This window comes from Bradyrhizobium ingae (assembly GCF_055791185.1).
In genome coordinates this window covers 250,000-269,783 of record NZ_JBVUBB010000002.1, presented here as the reverse complement: position 1 = coordinate 269,783, position 19,784 = coordinate 250,000, and the positions used below count along the sequence as shown (strand labels likewise).

At 63.4% G+C, this 19,784-nt stretch carries 20 protein-coding genes; 13 read left to right on the top strand and 7 right to left on the bottom strand.

The genetic code is table 11. From position 1 onward, the window contains the following. Positions 1 to 142: 142 nt before the first annotated feature. The 6 genes from ACV1FX_RS03840 to ACV1FX_RS03815 all read left to right on the top strand — a co-directional run bounded on the left by ACV1FX_RS03840 (position 143) and on the right by ACV1FX_RS03815 (position 5,983). Positions 143 to 382, top strand: a complete 240-nt coding sequence (locus ACV1FX_RS03840; RefSeq protein ID WP_473116214.1) for a hypothetical protein — start codon at positions 143 to 145, stop codon at positions 380 to 382. A gap of 233 nt (positions 383 to 615) precedes the next feature. Next, positions 616 to 3,036, top strand: a complete 2,421-nt coding sequence (locus tag ACV1FX_RS03835; protein WP_473116444.1) for a TonB-dependent receptor — start codon at positions 616 to 618, stop codon at positions 3,034 to 3,036. A 16-nt stretch (positions 3,037 to 3,052) separates the two neighbouring features. Then, positions 3,053 to 3,742 (top strand): Fe2+-dependent dioxygenase, encoded by a 690-nt coding sequence (locus tag ACV1FX_RS03830; protein WP_473116213.1) that lies wholly within the window; start codon positions 3,053 to 3,055, stop codon positions 3,740 to 3,742. Next, positions 3,739 to 4,680: a tonB-system energizer ExbB gene (exbB, locus tag ACV1FX_RS03825; protein WP_473116212.1), complete on the top strand. Its 942-nt coding sequence runs from the start codon at positions 3,739 to 3,741 to the stop codon at positions 4,678 to 4,680. Before ACV1FX_RS03830 ends, exbB begins: the two co-directional genes overlap by 4 nt. Before the next feature lie 3 nt (positions 4,681 to 4,683). Next, on the top strand, positions 4,684 to 5,154 hold the full coding sequence (gene exbD, locus ACV1FX_RS03820; RefSeq protein WP_473116211.1) for a TonB system transport protein ExbD: 471 nt from the start codon (positions 4,684 to 4,686) through the stop codon (positions 5,152 to 5,154). 10 nt (positions 5,155 to 5,164) lie between these two features. Further along, positions 5,165 to 5,983 (top strand): TonB family protein, encoded by an 819-nt coding sequence (locus tag ACV1FX_RS03815; RefSeq protein WP_473116210.1) that lies wholly within the window; start codon positions 5,165 to 5,167, stop codon positions 5,981 to 5,983. Here ACV1FX_RS03815 and ACV1FX_RS03810 read toward each other — a convergent pair. From ACV1FX_RS03810 to gntR, 7 genes are all read right to left on the bottom strand, one after another. Next, positions 5,971 to 6,393 carry a hypothetical protein gene (locus ACV1FX_RS03810; RefSeq protein WP_473116443.1) on the bottom strand — a complete coding sequence of 141 codons (423 nt, stop codon included), beginning with the start codon at positions 6,391 to 6,393 and terminating at the stop codon, positions 5,971 to 5,973. The genes ACV1FX_RS03815 and ACV1FX_RS03810 overlap by 13 nt on opposite strands. A 63-nt stretch (positions 6,394 to 6,456) precedes the next feature. Further along, a complete protein-coding gene (locus ACV1FX_RS03805) occupies positions 6,457 to 7,137 on the bottom strand; it encodes a site-2 protease family protein (protein WP_473116209.1) in 681 nt (226 codons plus the stop codon). A gap of 81 nt (positions 7,138 to 7,218) precedes the next feature. After that, positions 7,219 to 7,611: a GFA family protein gene (locus ACV1FX_RS03800; RefSeq protein ID WP_473116208.1), complete on the bottom strand. Its 393-nt coding sequence runs from the start codon at positions 7,609 to 7,611 to the stop codon at positions 7,219 to 7,221. 7 nt (positions 7,612 to 7,618) lie between these two features. Next, positions 7,619 to 8,365 carry an SDR family NAD(P)-dependent oxidoreductase gene (locus ACV1FX_RS03795; protein ID WP_473116207.1) on the bottom strand — a complete coding sequence of 249 codons (747 nt, stop codon included), beginning with the start codon at positions 8,363 to 8,365 and terminating at the stop codon, positions 7,619 to 7,621. Positions 8,366 to 8,439: 74 nt separating this feature from the next. After that, positions 8,440 to 9,171 (bottom strand): SDR family oxidoreductase, encoded by a 732-nt coding sequence (locus ACV1FX_RS03790; protein ID WP_473116206.1) that lies wholly within the window; start codon positions 9,169 to 9,171, stop codon positions 8,440 to 8,442. A 125-nt stretch (positions 9,172 to 9,296) separates the two neighbouring features. Next, a complete protein-coding gene (locus tag ACV1FX_RS03785; RefSeq protein WP_473116205.1) occupies positions 9,297 to 11,126 on the bottom strand; it encodes an IlvD/Edd family dehydratase in 1,830 nt (609 codons plus the stop codon). 150 nt (positions 11,127 to 11,276) lie between these two features. Continuing rightward, positions 11,277 to 12,353 (bottom strand): HTH-type transcriptional regulator GntR, encoded by a 1,077-nt coding sequence (gene gntR, locus ACV1FX_RS03780; RefSeq protein ID WP_473116204.1) that lies wholly within the window; start codon positions 12,351 to 12,353, stop codon positions 11,277 to 11,279. A gap of 207 nt (positions 12,354 to 12,560) precedes the next feature. Between gntR and ACV1FX_RS03775 the strand changes: the two genes are divergently transcribed. The 7 genes from ACV1FX_RS03775 (at position 12,561) to eda (ending at position 19,744) form a co-directional block, all read left to right on the top strand. Then, positions 12,561 to 13,628 carry an ABC transporter ATP-binding protein gene (locus tag ACV1FX_RS03775; protein WP_473116203.1) on the top strand — a complete coding sequence of 356 codons (1,068 nt, stop codon included), beginning with the start codon at positions 12,561 to 12,563 and terminating at the stop codon, positions 13,626 to 13,628. Positions 13,629 to 13,672: 44 nt separating this feature from the next. Continuing rightward, positions 13,673 to 14,992 carry an ABC transporter substrate-binding protein gene (locus ACV1FX_RS03770; RefSeq protein WP_473116202.1) on the top strand — a complete coding sequence of 440 codons (1,320 nt, stop codon included), beginning with the start codon at positions 13,673 to 13,675 and terminating at the stop codon, positions 14,990 to 14,992. 65 nt (positions 14,993 to 15,057) lie between these two features. After that, positions 15,058 to 16,014: a carbohydrate ABC transporter permease gene (locus tag ACV1FX_RS03765; RefSeq protein WP_473116201.1), complete on the top strand. Its 957-nt coding sequence runs from the start codon at positions 15,058 to 15,060 to the stop codon at positions 16,012 to 16,014. An 81-nt stretch (positions 16,015 to 16,095) separates the two neighbouring features. Further along, positions 16,096 to 17,019 carry a carbohydrate ABC transporter permease gene (locus ACV1FX_RS03760; RefSeq protein ID WP_473116200.1) on the top strand — a complete coding sequence of 308 codons (924 nt, stop codon included), beginning with the start codon at positions 16,096 to 16,098 and terminating at the stop codon, positions 17,017 to 17,019. A 67-nt stretch (positions 17,020 to 17,086) separates the two neighbouring features. After that, complete coding sequence (gene denD / locus ACV1FX_RS03755; protein WP_473116199.1) at positions 17,087 to 18,073, top strand: D-erythronate dehydrogenase; 987 nt, start codon at positions 17,087 to 17,089, stop codon at positions 18,071 to 18,073. Between the two features lie 29 nt (positions 18,074 to 18,102). Beyond that, on the top strand, positions 18,103 to 19,080 hold the full coding sequence (locus tag ACV1FX_RS03750) for a sugar kinase (RefSeq protein ID WP_473116198.1): 978 nt from the start codon (positions 18,103 to 18,105) through the stop codon (positions 19,078 to 19,080). Between the two features lie 13 nt (positions 19,081 to 19,093). Next, positions 19,094 to 19,744, top strand: coding sequence for a bifunctional 4-hydroxy-2-oxoglutarate aldolase/2-dehydro-3-deoxy-phosphogluconate aldolase (gene eda, locus ACV1FX_RS03745; protein WP_473116197.1), 651 nt, complete (start codon positions 19,094 to 19,096; stop codon positions 19,742 to 19,744). The last annotated feature ends 40 nt before the right edge of the window (positions 19,745 to 19,784 follow it).

The following is a 19,784-nucleotide window of genomic DNA, read 5'->3' as shown; positions in this document are numbered from 1 at the left end:
GCAGGCGCCGCGCTGAAGGCGAAAGACCTTCGGACACCGGCGTGCCGTCCTCGCCAGAACGTTTCTAAATCGATCGCGCCGCGTTTCCGTTGTCAGCACATCCGACGTCGTCCATATCAGCGCCGCACAACGGGAGCGCATGATGGACGAACTCAACGGCAAGATGATCGCGTGTCAGATTTTGATCACGGGCCTGATCGCGCGCGTCGCCAATGAGCAGGGCGATCCCTTGCGCTTCCTGACCGACTTTCGCGACGAAATAAAAGCCGTCGTGAACGGCGTCAACATCGCCGGCATGGACAACACCGATCGCGTTCGTTCCGTCGCACAGGAAACGGTTGACGAGCTGTTCTCGCTGATGAAGCCGCCGAGCAGCGATTGATGCTGGCATATTGCAGCGAGGACGATGCGCAGATTTTCAGCTCTTTAGAACGCTTACAAACTGGTTCTTTAGAACGATTTCAAACTCCAGATTAGAATCGTTTTGATCTGGAGATATTCAAGCGTTCTCACGGGCCTGCCCGCATTGACCACGAATTTTGCGGCCGATAGGAACGCCCCAACGTTCATCGCGAATGACGCGCATGAGCGATCATGAAAATGGGGCGTGTGGTTATGGGGCAGGTGGTTGCACCGAAGTCGCTGCGATCGTTCGCGGCAATTGATTTCATCGACGAAAGGTTCGAAGGCGGCGCTGGCAAGGCGGCATCGGCGGTGGCCGGATTGATCGCAGTGGCATCGTTCTCGGGCACGGCAGAGGCGCAGCAGTCGAATCTTCCGCCGGTCAGCGTCGATGCGCCGGTCGAGCGACCGCGGCCTGCCGCCTCGAAGCCTTCGCCGGAGCAGATTCGTGCGCGCAATGCACTTCGCCGCGCGGCGCAGCGCCAGCAGGCGCAGCAGGCCGCCGCCGCGCCGCCGCAGAGCGCAGGTGCGCCTGACCGCAACCCCTATGCCGATCCGGCAGCTCCCTACAAGGTCGATCACGTGCAGGCTTCGGGCAAGTTTCCCGAGCCGCTGCTGAACACGCCGAAGACCATCACCGTGCTCAGCAAGGAAGTGCTGGACGACAAGAACGCCACGACGTTGAAGGAGATCGGTCGCTCGACCGCCGGCGTGACGCTCGGATCGGGCGAGGGCGGCAACGCGTTCGGTGACCGCTTCTTCATCCGCGGCTTCGATGCGCGCAACGACGTCTTCATCGACGGCATCCGCGATCCCGCCGTCAGCATTCGCGAGAACTTCTTCACCGAGCAGCTCGAGATCCTGCGCGGACCTGCTTCGTCCTTCGCCGGACGCGGCACCGCGGGCGGCGCCATCAATATCGTCACCAAGCAGGCGGGTGACCGCAACTTCACCAATGCCGAGACCACCTTCGGCACCGACATGACCAAGCGCGTCACGCTCGACGTCAACCAGGTCATCAACCCGACCTTCTCGGTGCGCACCGGCGGCCTGTTCCAGGACGCCAACGTTGCCGGCCGCAACTATGTGACCGACAATCGCTGGGGTACCTTCCTCTCGACCAAGTACACGCCGACCAACGACATCAAGATCACCACGAACTACGTCCACACCGATCTCAGCGGCTACCCGGATTTCGGCGTGCCCTATTACAAGCAGGGCAACGTGCCGGTCACCGAAGCGGGCATTCCGCGCCAGACCTGGTACGGCTTCCTCAATCGCGACTGGCAGACCGCGCGGCAGGATTTCGGCACGCTGACGGGTGAGTACAAGCCGACCGACAACATCACCCTGACCAGCCGGACCCGGATGGAGCAGTCGACGCTGGCCTATATCGGGACGCTGCCGCAGTCGCCGGTGACGACCAATCCCGATCCGACGAAGTGGACCTTCACCGCGAGCGCGCAGAGCCGCAACCAATGGGTCGACGTTGTCGCGAACCAGGAAGACGCCACGTTCAAGTTCAACACGGGATCGATCAAGCACACCGCGGTGACCGGCCTCGAGGTCTCCAACGAGCGTATCGGCATCGGTCGCTACGCTGGTCTTGCATCGGAGGTGAACGGCAGCGGATTTACCAGCAACGGCGCGTTGACGGGCCAGTCGATCTATTCGCCCGGCTATACTTTCAACCCCGGCCCGTTCAACCCTGTTCTGGGCGGTGATCCGACCCACTACAATGTCGACAGCGGCGCGCTCTACGTGCTCGATACCGCGAACTGGGAAGACACCATCATCGTCAATGGCGGTGTTCGGTGGGACAACTATGCCCTGAGATCGTCGACCGCGACGGCAGTGAGTCGGGTCAACTCGGATTTCGTCAACTACAATGGCGGCATCGTCTACAAGCCGGTTCCGATCGGCAGCCTCTATGCGGCGTATGCGACCTCGACCAATCCGTTCGGCTCCGAGCTCGACGCGACCGGCACGGATTACGGCTCGGCTCCGCCGACGGGCACCACGATCCTCGGGCCCGAGCGCAACAAGGCCGCCGAGGTTGGTACCAAGTGGGAGCTGTTCGACCGCCACCTCCTGGTGAGCGGCGCGCTGTTCCAAACCGACAAGGACAATGCCCGCGAGACCGTGACCGTGAATGGCGTGAGCACGCTCACGTCGGGTGCGGCGTACCGGATCCAGGGCATCGACATCGAGGCCAGCGGCAAGCTCACCGATCGCTGGAGCATTTTCGGCGGCATCGTGCTGATGGAGTCGAAGGTGACCAAGAGCAACATCGCGAGCAATGTCGGTCTGCAGCTCGCCAACGTCGCTCACCAGTCCTTCAGTCTGCTCTCCAAGTACAAGTTCGACGGCGACTGGGAAGTCGGCGGCCAGGCGGTCTTCCGCTCCAAGGTCTACGGCGGCACCTTCGGCGCCAACACCGGCACCCTGATCCCGAGCTACTGGCGTTTCGACGCGTTCGTCGAAAAGAAGATCGACGAGCACTGGACCATGAAGCTCTACGCGCAGAACCTGACCAACAAGCTCTACTACGACACGCTCTATCGCAGTGCGACACCGTTCGTGGCGGTCGCACCGGGCCGGGCTTTCTACGTCGTGACTTCGGCCAAGTTCTGATCATCAAGTTCTGATCATGCTGACCTGCATACCCAGTGTTCTCGGCAAGGATGATGTGGCGGATTTCCGCCGCATCATGGATGCGAGCGAGTGGGAGGACGGCCGCTCGACGGCGGGTGCGCAGTCGGCGATGGTCAAGCGCAACGAGCAATTGCCGCCGGACAGCGAGGTCGCGCGCAAGCTCGGCAACCGCATCATCTCGGCACTGACGTCGAACCCGCGCTTCCTGGCGGCGGCGATCCCGCTGCAGATCTTCCCGCCGCTATTCAACCGCTATGCGGCGAGCGGCGGGCACCATTTCGGTCTGCACGTCGACAACGCGATCCGCGGCGATCGCCTGACCGGCCTTCGCATCCGCACCGACCTGTCGGTCACGCTGTTCCTCGCCGAGCCGGAGGAATACGACGGTGGCGAACTCGTGATCGAGGACAGCTACGGCTCGCACGAAGTTAAGTTGCCGGCAGGCGACTGCGTGCTGTACCCCTCGACCAGCCTGCATCTCGTCACGCCGGTGACGCGGGGCACGCGGGTGGCGTCTTTTTTCTGGCTGCAGAGCATGGTACGGGATGATCAGGCCCGCAGCCTGATCTTTGACCTCGATACTGCCATTCAGGCGCTGGCGCAGCGGCTGGGACGCGACGACCCCGAAACGGTCAAATTGACGGGCATCTATCACAACCTCATTCGCTACTGGGCCGAAGTATGAAGACCACAACTTTCCGAGCGAGCCTTTGCCGAACAAGCCTTGCCGCAACCGTGATGCTGGCGGCGATTGCGCTCGCGCTCCCCGTTTCGGCACAGCAGCAGACGGCAACGCCGCCGGCCGCATCGCAGCCGGCCGCTACCCCGGCAGCGCCATCGGCTGCAGCACCTGCGGCAACGGCCGTCCCAGCGGCACCAGAGGCGGCGTCGACTGACGCCGGCCGCGCGCCGAAATCGACTGCACCTGTGATGAAGGAACTGTCGCCCTGGGTGATGTTCATGTCGGCGGACATCATCGTGAAGGCGGTGATGATCGGGCTTGCCTTCGCGTCTCTCGTCACCTGGACTATATTCATCGCCAAATCGATCGAGCTGACGCTGGCGCAGGGCAGGCTGCGTTCGGCCCTGAAGAAGATCGCCGACGCACGCTCGCTTGCAGAGGCCCAGTTTGCGCTGGGTGCCAAGGAAGGCATCCTGCCGTCATTCCTCGCGGCCGCGCTGCGCGAGGCGAGGGCGTCCGCAGGGATTTCCAGCGACGCCGGCATCAAGGAACGCGCCGCCTCGAGTTTTGCCGAGATCGCTCGCGCAGAGTCGCGGCGGATCCGGATCGGCATGGGCGTGCTCGCGACCATCGGCGCCACGTCGCCCTTCGTCGGCCTGTTCGGCACCGTCTGGGGCATCATGAACAGCTTCATCGGCATCTCGAAGTCGCAGACGACGAACCTTGCGGTCGTCGCGCCCGGCATCGCCGAAGCACTGCTTGCGACCGCGATCGGTCTCGTCGCGGCGATCCCGGCCGTTATCATCTACAATCATTTCGCGCGCATGACGAAGGGCTACCTCGAGCTTGTCAGCCGCGCCTCGGGTGCGGCGGCGCGGCTGCTCTCGCGCGACCTCGACCGCAGTCATGGCAGCGTTCATTCGCGCGCAGCGGCGGAGTAGGCGATGGGCGTTTCGCTCGCAGACAACGATCTCGACGATGATGCGGACTTCTCCGAAACGCATGAGATCAATGTCACGCCGTTCATCGACGTCATGCTGGTGCTGCTGATCATCTTCATGGTCGCCGCGCCGCTGTCGACGGTTGACCTGCCCGTCGATCTGCCGACCTCCACTGCCACACCGCAGAAGAAACCGGACAAGCCGACCTATGTCAGCATCAAGTCCGATTTGACGCTTGCGATCGGGGAGAACCCGGTCACGCGTGCCAACCTGGCGGCCTCGCTCGACGGCCTCGCGGACATGGGCAAGGACAAATACGTCTTCCTGCGCGCCGATCGCACGGTGCCTTATGGCGAGCTGATGGGCGTGATGGAGTTGTTGCGCTCGGGCGGCTACTCCAAAGTGAAGCTGGTGACGCTCGAGGGTGTCCCGGCTTCTCCGGCGCCGTCCTCGGTCGACCCTGCCAAGCCCTAAGGCTGCGCTTATGTCCGATCTCGAGATCGAACCGAGACCATCCAGGCGGCTGTGGGTTTTGGCCGCAGTGACGGCGCTCGCGCTGCATCTGGGAGGCGCAGCGCTGGCGCTCGCGCATTTGCAGACGGATGGCGGAGACGACGGTTTGGGTGTGGCCGGTGCGGAATTCGCCGTCGAAATGGCCTCGCCGGATGCTCCCGAGTCCGAGCTTCCGCCCGGACCTGACAGCGAGGCTATGCAGGAACAGCGGGCGATACCCGAACAAAAGGCTGAGGTGAAGGAAACGGAGCTTCCCAAGGACCAGCACCAGGACGTCGACGATGCCGACCGGGTCGTCACCGACAACAACGCGAAAAAGCCGGATGAGGAGAGTCAAAAGGTCGCGGCCGTTGAGACCCCGGCTGTCGAGGCATCGCCGATGTCGGTCGCATCGGCGCGGCAGAAGCTCGACGACGCTACGCGCGAGGCTGAGAAGGCCATGGCGCCGGTGCTCGGGATCGGCAAGGACATTCTGAAGCTGACGGCCGATTGGAACCGCAAGATCAGTGCGCATTTCAAGCTGCACCAGGTCTACCCCGAGGGCAAGGAGCCCAAGTCCCAGAAGGTCAAGGTGACTCTCGTCCTCAACCGCAAAGGCAACGTGCTTTCGGTCGACGTGGTGGGGTCCTCTGGCGACGCAGCCTTCGATGCAGCGGCGGTCTCGATGATCCGACGTTCGGATCCCGTGCCGCAACCTCCGGCCGGACTGACGGATGAAACGTTCGAGCGCACGCTCGATGTCACCTTCCCGCCGCGAGAGACGAAGAAAAAATCGGCTCAGCGCCAGTAGTAGCGGATCGCGACGTAAACCACGACCAGGCAAGCGAAGATCAGCGCCACCGGGAGCGGCCGCTTCTCGGTTCCGCCGAGCCCCGCCACCCCGAACCCGCCCATCTTCTTCGGCTTGGGCGGCGGGCGGCGGAAGGCGGTAACATTGTCCTTCACGGGCTCGCTGGCCCGGGGGCGAACGTCAGGCGGAGTTCCGGCTCCGCCCATTTCGGCATAATAGGCCTTGTAGACCGAGGCGATGGTTGCCTCGGTGGCATCGTCCTCGCTCATCTGCCCCAGCAGCTTCCTGTAACTCGCCAGGAACTCCTGGGCCTCTGGAGGCAGCGCCGACAACCCGTTGAGCTTGGCCATCATCTTCCAGGTGGCGAAATCGGCGCGGGCGCGGGTGTCGGCTCGTCGCGCGATCAGCATGTCGGCAGCTTTGACCAAGTTGGCCTCGGGCCCTTCGGGTTCTCTAGGTTTGTCCTGGTTCAACTACGCGTTGCCGGTCAGGAAGAGAACGGCCTTAATCACATATCCGGTCAACGTTCGCAGTATTGCCGAGATAACATCAAGATTTAGACCGAACTGCGAACCCGCAAGGGGTAGCAGGATCAGGATGGCGATCAGGATCAGCATCCCGAACGGCTCGAGCCGGGCCAGCGGCAGGGCGAGCGGTCGCGGCAACAGGCCGACCGCGACCCGTCCGCCGTCGAGCGGTGGTATCGGCATCATGTTGAAGACGGCGAGTACCGCATTGATCAGAAGCGAATTCTTCAAATTGTCGAAGATCCATTGCGCCGAACTCGCCGGCGCGAAGGGCAGGGCGTGGAGCGCCAGGGCCGCCAGCAGCGCCAGCAGGATGTTGGTCGCCGGGCCGGCCAGCGCCACCCAGACCATGTCGAGCTTCGGGTTGTTGAGATTGCGAAAGTTCACCGGCACCGGCTTGGCATAGCCGAACAGGAACGGCGAATGCGCAAACAGCAGCATGGCCGGCAGGATCAGGGTGCCGAACGGGTCGATATGCCGAAGCGGGTTGAAGCTGACCCGGCCGAGCTTCCAGGCGGTGTCGTCGCCAAGGCGATGCGCGACGAAGCCATGTGCGGCCTCGTGGAAGGTGATGGCGATCACCAGCGGCAGCACCCAGACGGAGAGGTCGTAGAGGGAGACGTTCAAGCGGTTGCCCCGGTTCGTGCCCGATAGGGCCGAACTATCACGATTCAGCGTCCCGGCGAAGGCGGACACCGTTCGGCGCAATCAGGACGGGATGGTGGTCGGATATTGAGGCAGGCCATCGTCGAACGTCAGCCAGTTGAGCTTTTCCTGCACCCAGATGTGCTCGGTGGGCGCGAAGGCGTTGCGGTCGTCGAAGGTCGCCAGCGCAACGCCCGCGGCGGAGCCGTCGTGCCGCCACGAGAACAGCCGCGTGCCGCATTGCTGGCAGAAGACGCGAGCGATGCGCTCCGATGTCGGAAAACTGCCGGTCTCGCCCTCGACGGTCAGCGCAGTCTGCGGAAAGAGCGCGCGGGCGAAGAAGGGTGAGCCCATGGCCTTCTGGCAGTTGCGGCAATGGCAGACGCGGACGTTGAGCGGCTCGCCCTCGGCCTTGAACCGCACAGCGCCACACAAGCATCCGCCTTCCCGGATCATGACACCCTCAATAGGTGGCGCGGCCGCCGGAGATATCGAACACCGCACCGGTCGAGAACCCGCAGTCTTCGGAGGCAAGCCAGGCGACCATTGCGGCCAGCTCCTCCACGAGCACGAAGCGGCCTTTCGGGATCTTCGACAGCATGAAATCGATGTGCTGCTGCGTCAGCTGGTCGAAGATCGCTGTCTTCGCGGCCGCCGGCGTTACGGCGTTCACCAGGATGTCGTGCGCGGCAAGCTCCTTGCCGAGCGACTTTGTCAGCGCGATCAGGCCGGCCTTGGAGGCCGAGTAATGCGCCGCGTTCGGATTGCCTTCCTTGCCGGCGATCGAGGCGATGTTCACGATCCGCCCGTATTTCTGCTTGAGCATCGTGGGCACGATCGCCTTGCAGCAGATGAAGGGCCCGTCGAGGTTGATGCGCATCACCTTGCGCCATTCCTCGAGATCGGTCTCCCAGACCGTCTTGTTGATGCCGGCGATACCGGCATTGTTGACGAGGATGTCGATCCTGCCGAAGGCGGCGAGGGTTGCGTCGCGGGATTGTTCGACTGCGGCCGCGTCGGCGACATCGACCTTGAAGACGCGCACGTCGCCGCCGATCTCCTTGGCCGTCTTCTCGGCGAGAGCCGCGTCGAAATCCCAGATCGCGACCTTGGCGCCGGAGGCGACGAAGCGCTCGGCGATGGCGCGGCCAAAGCCTTGCGCGCCGCCGGTGACGATCGCGCAGCGGCCGTTGAGGTCGATCTTGTTCATGCAACAATTCCTTCCTCTTGGCCTCATGGCGAGGAGCCTGCCCTTGGCGAGCGCCTCCTCGTGATGAGAATCGATCAGAGCATGAAGCCGCCGTCGACGACGAGGTCGACGCCGGTCGTGAATGCGCTCTCGTCACTGCCAAGATAGACCGCCATGGCCGCGATTTCCTCCGCAGTGCCGAGCCGGCCCATCTTCTGGCGGGCGATGAACATCTCCTTGCCCTGCGGGCCGACGGCGGCGGCACGGTCGAGCATCGAGGGGGTCTCGACGGTGCCGGGACAGATGCTGTTGCAGCGGATGCCCTGCGTGATGAAGTCGAGCGCAACCGCGCGCGTGAGCAGCGACACCGCCGCCTTGGACGCACTGTAGACATAACGGTTGGCCGGCGGCCTCAGGGCCGCGCAAGACGAGATATTGACGATGCTGCCGCCACCGCCCGCGATCATCGACGGTAGAAACGCCTTGATGGTCCTGTGCATGGACTTGACGTTGAGGTCGAACGAGAAGTCCCAGTCCTCTTCCGAACAGTCCAAAATGGTTCCGTTGTGAACGAAGCCGGCCGCGTTGAGCAGGATGTCGATCTTGCCGACCCGCTTGGCGAAGGCGTTGACGTCGGCGGTGTTGCGAACGTCGAGCTTTGCCGTCTCAGCGACGCCGTCCTTGCTTAAGGCTGCGATGCCGCCTTCATTGATGTCGGTGGCGATGACGGTCGCGCCTTCACGCGCGAATGCAAGTGCGCATGCGCGCCCGATACCCGCCGCCGCGGCGGTGATAACGGCGCGCTTCCCCTTGAGGCGGTCTGCCATTTTCTTCTCCTCACCTTGAACTTGTCTATTTCACTGTCATTGCGAGCGAAGCGAAGCAATCCAGAATCTTGCCTCGGAGACAGTCTGGATTGCGTCCTCGCTTCGCCCCTCGCAATGACGAGTGGCTAGTGGTTATCCCGCGCCACGCCGAACGTGCCGGCGACATTCTGGTAACGCGTGGCGAGCTCCATGCAGGCGCCGGTCGATTGCTGGCCGACGGTGTTGCGGTAGATCTCCTGCCAGGGCGTCTGGTTCGGCGGATGCTTGAAGCCGCCATTGGCCTTCAGATCGGCGTGGCGCTTCTTCACTTCCTCGTCCGAGATCAGGATGTTGGCGCTGCCCTTGTTGAGGTCGATGCGCACCTTGTCGCCGGTTTTCAGGATCGCGAGGCCGCCGTCCGCGGCGGCCTCGGGCGAAGCGTTGAGGATCGAGGGCGAGCCTGAGGTGCCGGACTGCCGGCCGTCACCGATGCAGGGCAGGGCCATGATGCCGCGTTTGATCAGCGCCGCCGGCGGCTGCATGTTCACGACCTCGGCGCCGCCGGGATAACCGATCGGACCGGCGCCGCGGATGAACAGCACGCAATGCTCGTCAATGCCGAGCGCGGAATCCTCGATCCGCTCGTGATAGTCCTCCGGCCCCTCGAACACGATCGCGCGTCCCTCGAACGCGTTGAGGTCCTTCGGGTTGCTCAGATAGCGATCGCGGAATTCCTTGGAGATCACGCTGGTCTTCATGATCGCGGATTCGAACAGGTTGCCGCGCAGCACCAGGAAGCCGGCATCCTTCACCATCGGCTTGTCGTAAGCCCAGATCACGTCCTGGTCGGGCTTGGGGGCGTTGGCGCAGTTCTCGCCGATGCCGCGCCCGTTGACGGTCAGCGCATCCTCGTGGATGCGCTTGTGCTTCATGAGCTCGCGTATCACGGTGGGCACGCCGCCGGAGCGATGGAATTCCTCGCCAAGATAGAAGCCCGCCGGCTGGAGGTTCACGAGCAGAGGCACGTCGTGACCGTACTTCTGCCAGTCGTCGATCGAGAGCTCGACGCCGATGTGGCGGGCGAGCGCGTTGATATGGATGGGCGCATTGGTCGAGCCGCCGATCGCCGAATTCACAACGATGCAGTTCTCGAACGCCTTGCGGGTCAGGAAGTCGGAAGGTTTCAGGTCCTGCCAGACCATCTCCACGATGCGCTTGCCCGTCTCGTAGGCGATCTGGCCGCGCTCGCGATAAGGCGCGGGGATCGCCGCGCAGCCTGGCAGCGAGAAGCCGAGCGCCTCGGCGAGCGCGTTCATGGTCGATGCCGTGCCCATGGTGTTGCAATGGCCGACCGAGGGCGCAGACGAGGCCACGATCTCCATGAATTGTTCGTAGTCGATCTCGCCGGCGGCGAGCCGCTCGCGGGACTTCCAGACGATGGTGCCGGAGCCCGTGCGTTCGCCCTCATGCCAACCATTCAGCATCGGGCCGCCCGACAGCACGATCGCCGGCAGGTTGACGGTCGCCGCCGCCATCATGCAGGCAGGCGTCGTCTTGTCGCAGCCAGTCGTGAGCACCACGCCGTCGAGCGGATAGCCGTACAGGATCTCGACCAGACCGAGATAGGCGAGGTTACGGTCGAGCGCGGCGGTCGGCCGCTTGCCGGTTTCCTGGATCGGATGGGTCGGAAACTCCAGCGCGATGCCCCCAGCCATCCGGATGCCTTCGCGGACGCGGTGCGCGAGCTCGATGTGGTGGCGGTTGCAGGGGGAGAGGTCGTTGCCGGTCTGGGCGATGCCGATGATCGGCTTGCCGGACTGGAGCTCCTCGCGGGTGAGGCCGAAATTCAGATAGCGCTCCATATAGAGCGCGGTCATGCCCGGATTATGCGGGTTGTCGAACCATTCCTGGGAGCGAAGGCGCCGGCGGCCGCCATTGGTTGTGGGCGCATGCCCGTTGGTTGGCTTTTTTGTCATCGGTATCTCCTAGAATGCGAACGCACAGGCGTCGGTCTGTCGTGTCGGCTTGTGCGATGCCCAACGGCGCAAGCCTGCATTTCGCAGCTCGCCCGGTGGCGGTCGGTTCCTCACAAGTGCGATATTAGTCATGGGCTCTTGGTAACGCTATCATTTTGTGCGCCCCGCCACCATTCCGGAAAGTGCGGGCTGGTTGTCGGCGCGCTGCGCCAGCGAACTTTGCCGCTCCATCACCTTGAAGCCGAGATCGAGCACCGGCTGTTCCGGGCGGCGACCTTCGATGGCCTCGATCAGCATCGTGGCGGCGGCCCGGCCCATCTCGTAGCGGTTGGTGCGCACGCTGGTGAGTGTCGGTACAGCGCTCGCCATGAATTCGAGGTCGTTGAAGCCGACGATGGCGATCTGATCGGGGACGGTGATCTCCCGGCGCCGACATTCGAACAGTACGCCGAGGGCGAGGTCGTCATTGGCGCAAAACACCGAGTCGATATTCGGCTCACGCGCGAGCAGGTCGCCAAACAGCGTTCCCCCCAGCGTCACCGAGGTCGGCGTGGCCGTCGTGACGACGAGGCGCTGGTCGAACAGGCCGGCGTCCTTCATGGACGAGACGTAGCCGTCGAGCCGTCGCTGTACTCGCGGATCCATCCGCGCGCCGACGAAACCGATTCGGCGGCAGCCTTGCGCGAACAGGTGCGCGATCGCCGCGCGCGAGGCTTCATAGTGCGAAAAGCCGATCATCATGTCGACGGGGGTGGGCCCGAGCTCCATGATCTGCACGATGGGACAATCGGCCGCCTCCAGCATCGCGCGTGATTCGGTCGTCTGGTCGATGCCGGTAACGATCAGCCCGGCCGGCTTCTGTGCCAGGAACAGGCGGAGAAGCTTCTCCTCTTGAAGGATGCTGTAGCGGGTGTTGGAGAGCTGGATCGAGTAGCGGCTGCCTTCCGACGCATCATAGATGCCGCGCAGCACGTCGGAGAACACGTTGTTGGTGAGGGAGGGGATCAGGACGGCGATCACTTCCGTGCGCTGCGAGGCCAATGCACGTGCTGCGAGATTGGGCACATAGCCGAGCTCGCGCGCGGCGCTTTCGACTCGCGCCCGTTTGGCGACCGACAGCGCCTCGGGATTTCTGAAAAAGCGGGACGCGGTGATGGGACTCACGCCGGCGAGCTCGGCGACTTCCGCCAGTCGGATCTTGCCCGATTTGGTGCGTTTTCGTCCCATTTGTTGCTCATAGCACAGCCCTTCTTGCAAACAAAGGAACGTTGACAGCGCTACCAGCTCCGACTAACCAAAGACAAATTGCCAAAACCGCGCAAACTGCAGACAATGCTGCTTGTAGCATGGGGCCTCGTCGGGTGGAGCCTCAGAAGTAAAGGGCGGTAGCAGTGCTCGATCAAGCGCTGCGGACCAGGTGAGGAGGGAGCCTAGATGTCGTCTGTGCAAATCCGCGACGTGCGGAAATCGTTCGGCAATTTTGAAGTCCTGCACGGCGTGACGATTCCGATCGAGGATGGCCAGTTCGTCGTTCTCGTTGGTCCTTCCGGCTGCGGCAAGTCGACGCTGCTGCGCATGCTCGCAGGTCTCGAGAACATCACCTCCGGCACGATCTCGATCGGCGAGCGCGTCGTCAACAATGTCCAGCCGAAGGAGCGGGACATTGCGATGGTGTTCCAGAACTACGCGCTCTATCCGCACATGACGGTCGCCGACAATATGGGCTTCTCGCTCAAGCTGCGCAGCGCGGGCTCTGACGAGATCAACAAGCGCGTCAAGCGCGCCGCCGAGATCCTCGCGTTGACGCCGCTGCTTGACCGCTATCCGCGCCAGCTCTCCGGCGGCCAGCGCCAGCGCGTCGCCATGGGCCGCGCCATCGTACGCGATCCGCAGGTGTTCCTGTTCGACGAACCCTTGTCGAACCTCGATGCCAAGCTGCGCGTCGCGATGCGCACCGAGATCAAGGAGCTGCACCAGCGGCTCAAGACCACGACCGTCTACGTGACCCATGACCAGATCGAGGCCATGACCATGGCCGACAAGATCGTCGTCATGCACGACGGCATCGTCGAGCAGATGGGCACGCCGCTCGAACTCTACGACCGGCCTGCAAATCAGTTCGTCGCGGGCTTCATCGGCTCACCGGCGATGAACTTCCTCAAGGGCCATGTGCGCTCGAACGGGGTGGCCACCTTCGAGGGCCCGAACGGCGTCAAGCTGCCGCTCAAGACCGCGCCGACCGCGTCCGACGGGCAGCCTGCGGTCTATGGCGTGCGGCCCGAGCATTTCACGATCGCCGACGACGGGGCGGAAGCCGAGATCGTCGTCGTCGAGCCGACGGGCTCAGAGACACAGGTGTTCGCAAAGCTCGGCGGCGAGCAGGTTGTCGCCGTCTTCCGCGAGCGGCATCAGTTCAATCCCGGCGACAAGGTCCGGCTGAAGCCGGATCCGTCGCTGGTTCACTTGTTCGACGAGGGGACCGGAAAACGGCTGAACGCATAAGACAGACTTAAACAAACTAAAAAAAGCACCATTGGGAGGACGACATGCAAGACTTTACCCGCCGGGCACTGCTCCAGGGCGGAACGGCGCTGGCTGCAACCGGCGCATTGACTGGGCCTGCACTGTTCGAATTCGCGAGGGCCTGGGCGGCCGACTCGCCGTGGAAAGCGGAGCCGGGCGCCAAGCTGACCGTGATGCGCTGGAAGCGCTTCGTGCCGGCGGAAGACGATGCGTTCAATGCCATGGTGGCGGCGTTCAAGGCCGCGACCGGCACCGAGATGAACGTCTTCAGCGAGTCCTTTGAGGACGTGCAGCCGAAGGCGTCGGTCGCCGCGAACACCGGCTCGGGTCTCGATCTCGCGTGGGGCCTCCATACGCTGCCTCAGCTGTTCCCGACCAAAGTGCTGAAGATGAACGACGTCGCCGATTACCTCGGCACCAAATATGGTGGCTGGACGGATGCGGCGGCCAAGACCTGCAAGCTTGGCAACGACTGGCTGGGCATTCCTGTGGCGACCAACGGTGGCTACATGACCTACCGCAAGTCAGCGACCGACAAGGCAGGCTTCAAGGAATTTCCGAAGGACTTCCCGGGCTTCCTCGAGATGTGCAAGGCGCTCAAGGCGAACAACACGCCAGCGGGCTATGCGCTCGGGCATGCCAGCGGCGACGCCAACGGTTGGTTGCACTGGATATTGTGGGGCCACGGTGCCTACACGGTCGACCAGAACGACAAGATCATCATCAATTCGCCCGAGACCATGAAGGCGCTGGAGTACTGCAAGGCGCTCTACGAAACCTTCATCCCCGGCACCCCGTCCTGGAACGATTCCTCCAACAACAAGGCGTTCCTGGCCGGTGAGCTCTATTGTACCCTCAACGGTATTTCGATCTACGTCGCCGCCAAGACGGACCCCAGCAAGAAGGAACTTGCCGAAGACACCTATCACGCGCTGCACCCGGTCGGGCCCATCGGCAAGCCGACTGAATTGCAGCTTGCTCTGCCGATCCTCGCCTTCAACTTCACCAAATACCCGAATGCGGCGAAGGCCTTCATCGCCTTCATGCTGGAGAAGGAGAACTACGAGAGGTGGCTGGACGGTGCGCAGGGTTACCTGACGCAGACTCTGAATGCGTATGAAACTGCGCCGGTCTGGACCGCCGACCCAAAGAACGCCGTGTTCGCGCAGGCATCCAAGCGCACCCTGCCGGCGTCCGGCATCGGTACCGTGGGCGAGAAGGCCGCAACCGCGATCGCCGACTTCATCGTCGTCGACATGTTTGCCAACTACTGCACCGGCACCAAGGACGCAAAGGGTGCGGTTGCGGAGGCGGAACGGCAATTGAAGCGCATCTATCGCTGATGATCTCGACGCGGGCGGCTTGTACGGCCGCCCGCTCATCCGCACTCTGATCAGGGATATCAGGCATGGCTGATGTCGTCGTTGCTTCCCAAGCCAAGCCTCAGTTTCGCGAAGCCAACGCCTGGGACCAGCTCAAGCACAACCGCAACTGGCTCGGCTTCTGGTTCATGCTGCCGGCCCTGGCATTCCTGATTTTCTTCCTGGCCTATCCGCTCGGGCTCGGTATCTGGCTTTCCTTTACGGACACCCGCATCGGCCGGGTCGGCCAGTTCATAGGCACCGAGAATTACGAGTGGCTGTGGGACGACTCGATCTTCTGGCTGTCGGTGACCAACACGCTGCTGTACACATTCGTGGCCAGCGCCTTCAAATTCGCGATCGGGCTCTACCTCGCGCTTCTGCTGAATGAGAATATGCCGTTCAAGGCGATGCTGCGAGCGCTCGTCCTGATCCCGTTCATCGTGCCGACCGTGCTCTCGGCGCTGGCGTTTTGGTGGATCTTCGATTCCCAGTTCTCGATCATCTCGTGGTCGCTGAAACATCTCGGCCTGATCAGCCAGAACATCAATTTCCTCGGCGATACGACCTGGGCGCGCATTTGCGTGATTTTCGCCAATATCTGGCGCGGCGTGCCGTTCGTGGCCATCACGCTGCTTGCCGGCCTTCAGACAGTGTCGCCGTCGCTCTATGAAGCTGCAACGCTCGACGGCGCCACAAGCTGGCAGAATTTCCGGTACATCACCTATCCGTTGCTGACGCCGATCATCGCGGTCGTGATGACCTTCTCGGTGCTGTTCACCTTCACCGACTTCCAGCTGATCTGGGCGATGACCCGCGGAGGTCCGGTCAATGCCACCCATCTGATGGCGACCTTGTCCTACCAGCGCGCGATCATTGCGGGGCAGCTCGGCGAGGGCGCCGCGATCTCCAGTGCGATGATTCCGTTCCTGCTTGCCGCGATCATGATCTCATGGTTCGGCTTGCAGCGGCGCAAATGGCAGCAGGGGGAGAGCAATGACTGATCCCCGCATTGTTTCGTTTTCTTCTGCGCGAACCGCGCAAGCCCAGCGCTCGCTGGCGCAAATGTCAACGGGGAGAGAACAATGAGTGATCTTCCTGCCTCGAAAGTGGATCTCAAGACCATCCTGTCGACGCCCGCGCGGGTCGATCACAGCGAGGGCATGAGTTATTTGCAGTCGGTGCCGCGCCGGATCGTGACGCTGTACCTGCCGCTCACGATCATCGTCGTGATCCTCCTGTTTCCGTTCTACTGGATGGCGCTGACCTCAGTGAAGCCGGACGACCAGCTGCTCGACCTCGACAAGTACAATCCGTTCTGGACCTGGAATCCGACCTTCAAGCATTTCCACAAGCTCCTGTTCGAGAGCTACTATCCGCACTGGCTCTGGAACACGATGTACGTGGCGATCTGCGCCACGGTGCTCTCGATCATCGCCTCGGTGCTGGCGGCCTATGCCATCGTGCGCTTGCGCTACAAAGGGGCCACGCTCGTCGGCGGGCTGATCTTCCTCGCTTACCTGGTACCGCCGTCGATCCTGTTCATCCCTCTCGCCACCGTCGTGTTTCAGTACGGCCTGTTCGACTCGCCATTGGCGTTGATCCTGACCTATCCGACCATCCTGATCCCGTTCTCGACCTGGCTGCTGATGGGCTATTTCAAGACCATCCCGTTCGAGCTCGAGGAGTGCGCGCTGATCGACGGGGCCAGCCGCTGGCAGATACTGATCAAGATCGTGCTGCCGCTCGCTATCCCCGGCCTGATCTCGGCCTTCATCTTCTGCTTCACGCTGTGCTGGAACGAGTTCATCTACGCGCTGACCTTCCTGCAATCGACCAGCAACAAGACGGTGCCGGTCGCGATCGTCAACGAGTTCGTGGATGGCGACATCTACCGCTGGGGCTCGCTGATGGCGGGGGCGCTGGCGGGGTCGCTGCCGCTGGTTATCCTTTACGCCTTCTTCGTGGAGCATTATGTGTCGGCGATGACCGGCGCCGTGAAGGAATGATCGCGGGCCCACCGTAGGAATGCGTCCGAAACGGGCGCGTTCAAGACCAATAAGAAGGAGCAGGCTCTTGCACATTCTGGTTCTCGGCGCCGCCGGCATGGTCGGCCGTAAATTGTGTGAACGGCTGCTGCGTGACGGCCGGCTCGGTAAGAGCGACATCACCAAGCTGACCATGCACGACGTGGTCGAGCCGAAGAAGCCCGAGAAGGCCGGCTTTGCCGTCGAGACCGTGTCCGGCGATTTTGCCGTTCCAGGAGCCGCCGAGAAGTTGATTGCGGGCCGCCCCGACGTGATCTTCCATCTGGCCGCCATCGTCTCCGGCGAGGCCGAGCTCGATTTCGACAAGGGCTATCGCATCAATCTCGACGGCACGCGGATGCTGCTCGACGCCATCCGCGTCATTGGCGGCGGCTACAAGCCGCGCGTGGTCTTTACCTCCTCGATCGCGGTGTTCGGCGCCCCGTTCCCGGATGCGATCGGCGATGAGTTCTTCCATACGCCGCTGCTCAGCTATGGCACCCAGAAGGCGATCGGCGAACTGCTGCTCGCCGACTATTCCCGCCGCGGCTTCCTCGACGGCATTGGCATCCGCCTGCCGACCATCTGCATCCGGCCCGGCCTGCCTAACAAGGCGGCATCGGGCTTCTTCTCCAACATCCTGCGCGAGCCGCTGTCCGGCAAGGAAGCGATCCTGCCGGTCTCCGAGGACGTCCGCCACTGGCACGCCACGCCACGCTCCGCGGTCGGCTTCCTACTCCATGCCGGCACGATGGATCTCGCCGCGGTCGGCCCGCGCCGCAATCTCACCATGCCCGGCCTGTCGGCGACCGTCGGCGAGCAGATCGCGGCCTTGAAGCGGGTCGCGGGCGAGAAGGTCGCCGCGCGTATCAAGCGGGAGCCAGATCCTTTCATCGTCGGCATTGTCAGCGGCTGGCCGCGCAATTTCGATGCGCGTCGCTCGCGCGAGCTGGGCTTCACCACCGCCGAGAAGAGCTTCGATGATATCATCCGCATTCACATCGAAGACGAGCTCGGCGGCAATTTCGTCGCCTGAGACAACCGGTGAACAGTGTGGGTCGAGTCATGGCGAGCGTTGCTTGCATCGGTGAATGCATGGTCGAGCTCCGGCAGGCCCAAGGAGGCGGGCAGTCCGGCGGCCAGGGGCAGGGCGGCGGGCTCTACTCGCGCGGTTTCGGCGGCGACACGCTCAACACCGCCGTCTATCTCGCGCGGCTCGAGGTGAAGGTCGACTATCTCACCGCGCTCGGCGATGACGCCTTGAGCGACGAGATGGTGACCGCCTGGACTGCGGAGGGCGTCGGCACGAGGCGCGTCGTGCGTCTGCCCGGCAAGCTGCCCGGCCTCTATATGATCCAGCTCGATGCCAAGGGCGAGCGGCAGTTCTTTCACTGGCGCGACAGCGCGGCGGCCCGCCGCTTGATGGACCTGCCGGAGACGGATGAGCTCCTCAACTCCCTGATGAGCTACGACATCGTCTATCTCTCGGCGATCACGCTCTCGATCTACGACCAGGCGGGGCGCGATCGCCTGTTCGCGGCGATCAAGCGTGCGCGCCTGCTCGGGACCCGCTTCGTGTTCGATACCAATTTTCGCGCCCGCGCCTGGCCCGATCGCGATGTCGCCCGCGCGGTGTTTGCCGCGGCATTCGAGGCCGCCGACATCGTGCTCACCTCGACGGAGGATCTGCTCGCGCTGTATCCCGGCGAGAGCCATGCCGAACTGATGGCGCGCATCCCCACCTCCGAGCTGGTGTTCCGTCTCGCCGAACCCGTCAGCCTGTTGCGCTTTCCGGGCGGCACCAGCGAGGTGCGTGCCGAGCCGCTGACCAAGCCGGTGATCGACACCACCGCGGCCGGCGACAGCTTTGCTGCGGCCTACATTGCCGCAAGGCTCGCAGGTTCCGATCCTGTCGAGGCGGCGCAGGCCGGACATCGCCTCGCGAGCCTCGTAGTCTGCTATCCCGGTGCCATCATTCCGGCCTATGCCATGCCGCCGAAAAAGCGGCCCCGGCCGGCGATCTCACGCCAAGCCACAAAGTGAAAATCGAAACGCAATGACCACGACTACCAAACAGGAAATCCTCGCCGCGCTGTTCAAGGCCGCGACCGTCATCCCCGTCCTCACCATCGAGCGTATCGAGGATGCCGTGCCCCTGGCACGAGCCCTCGTTGCCGGTGGCGTCAAGACGCTGGAGGTGACGCTGCGCACCTCCGTGGCGATCGAGGCGGCGAAGGCGATGATGTCGGAGGTGCCGGAGGCGATCGTCGGCATCGGCACCATCCTCAACCCGGCCGACCTCGCGCGCGCCGAGAAGCTGGGCGTCAAGTTCGGCATCAGCCCGGGCGGCACGCCCGATCTGTTGAAGGCCGCCGCCGACAGCGCCTTGCCCTTTGCCCCGGGGATTGCGACCGCGTCCGAGCTGATGCAGGCCCTCGCGTTCGGCCTCGATCTGGCAAAGTTCTTCCCGGCAGAGCAGGCCGGCGGCATCAAGGGTCTGCGTGCGCTGGGCGGCCCGTTCCCCAATGTACGCTTTTGCCCGACTGGCGGGGTCGGCGAGGCCAATGCGGCGACCTGGCTTGCCGAGCCCAACGTGCTCGCGGTTGGCGGTTCCTGGCTGTGTCCGACGGCGGAGATCAGGGCCGGGAACTGGGCCGGCATAACTGCCATCTGCCAGCGCACCCTGAAAGGCCTCAAAGCCGCGTGAAGTCTTGATGAAGTCTTGATGAAGTCTTGGGCCCGATGGG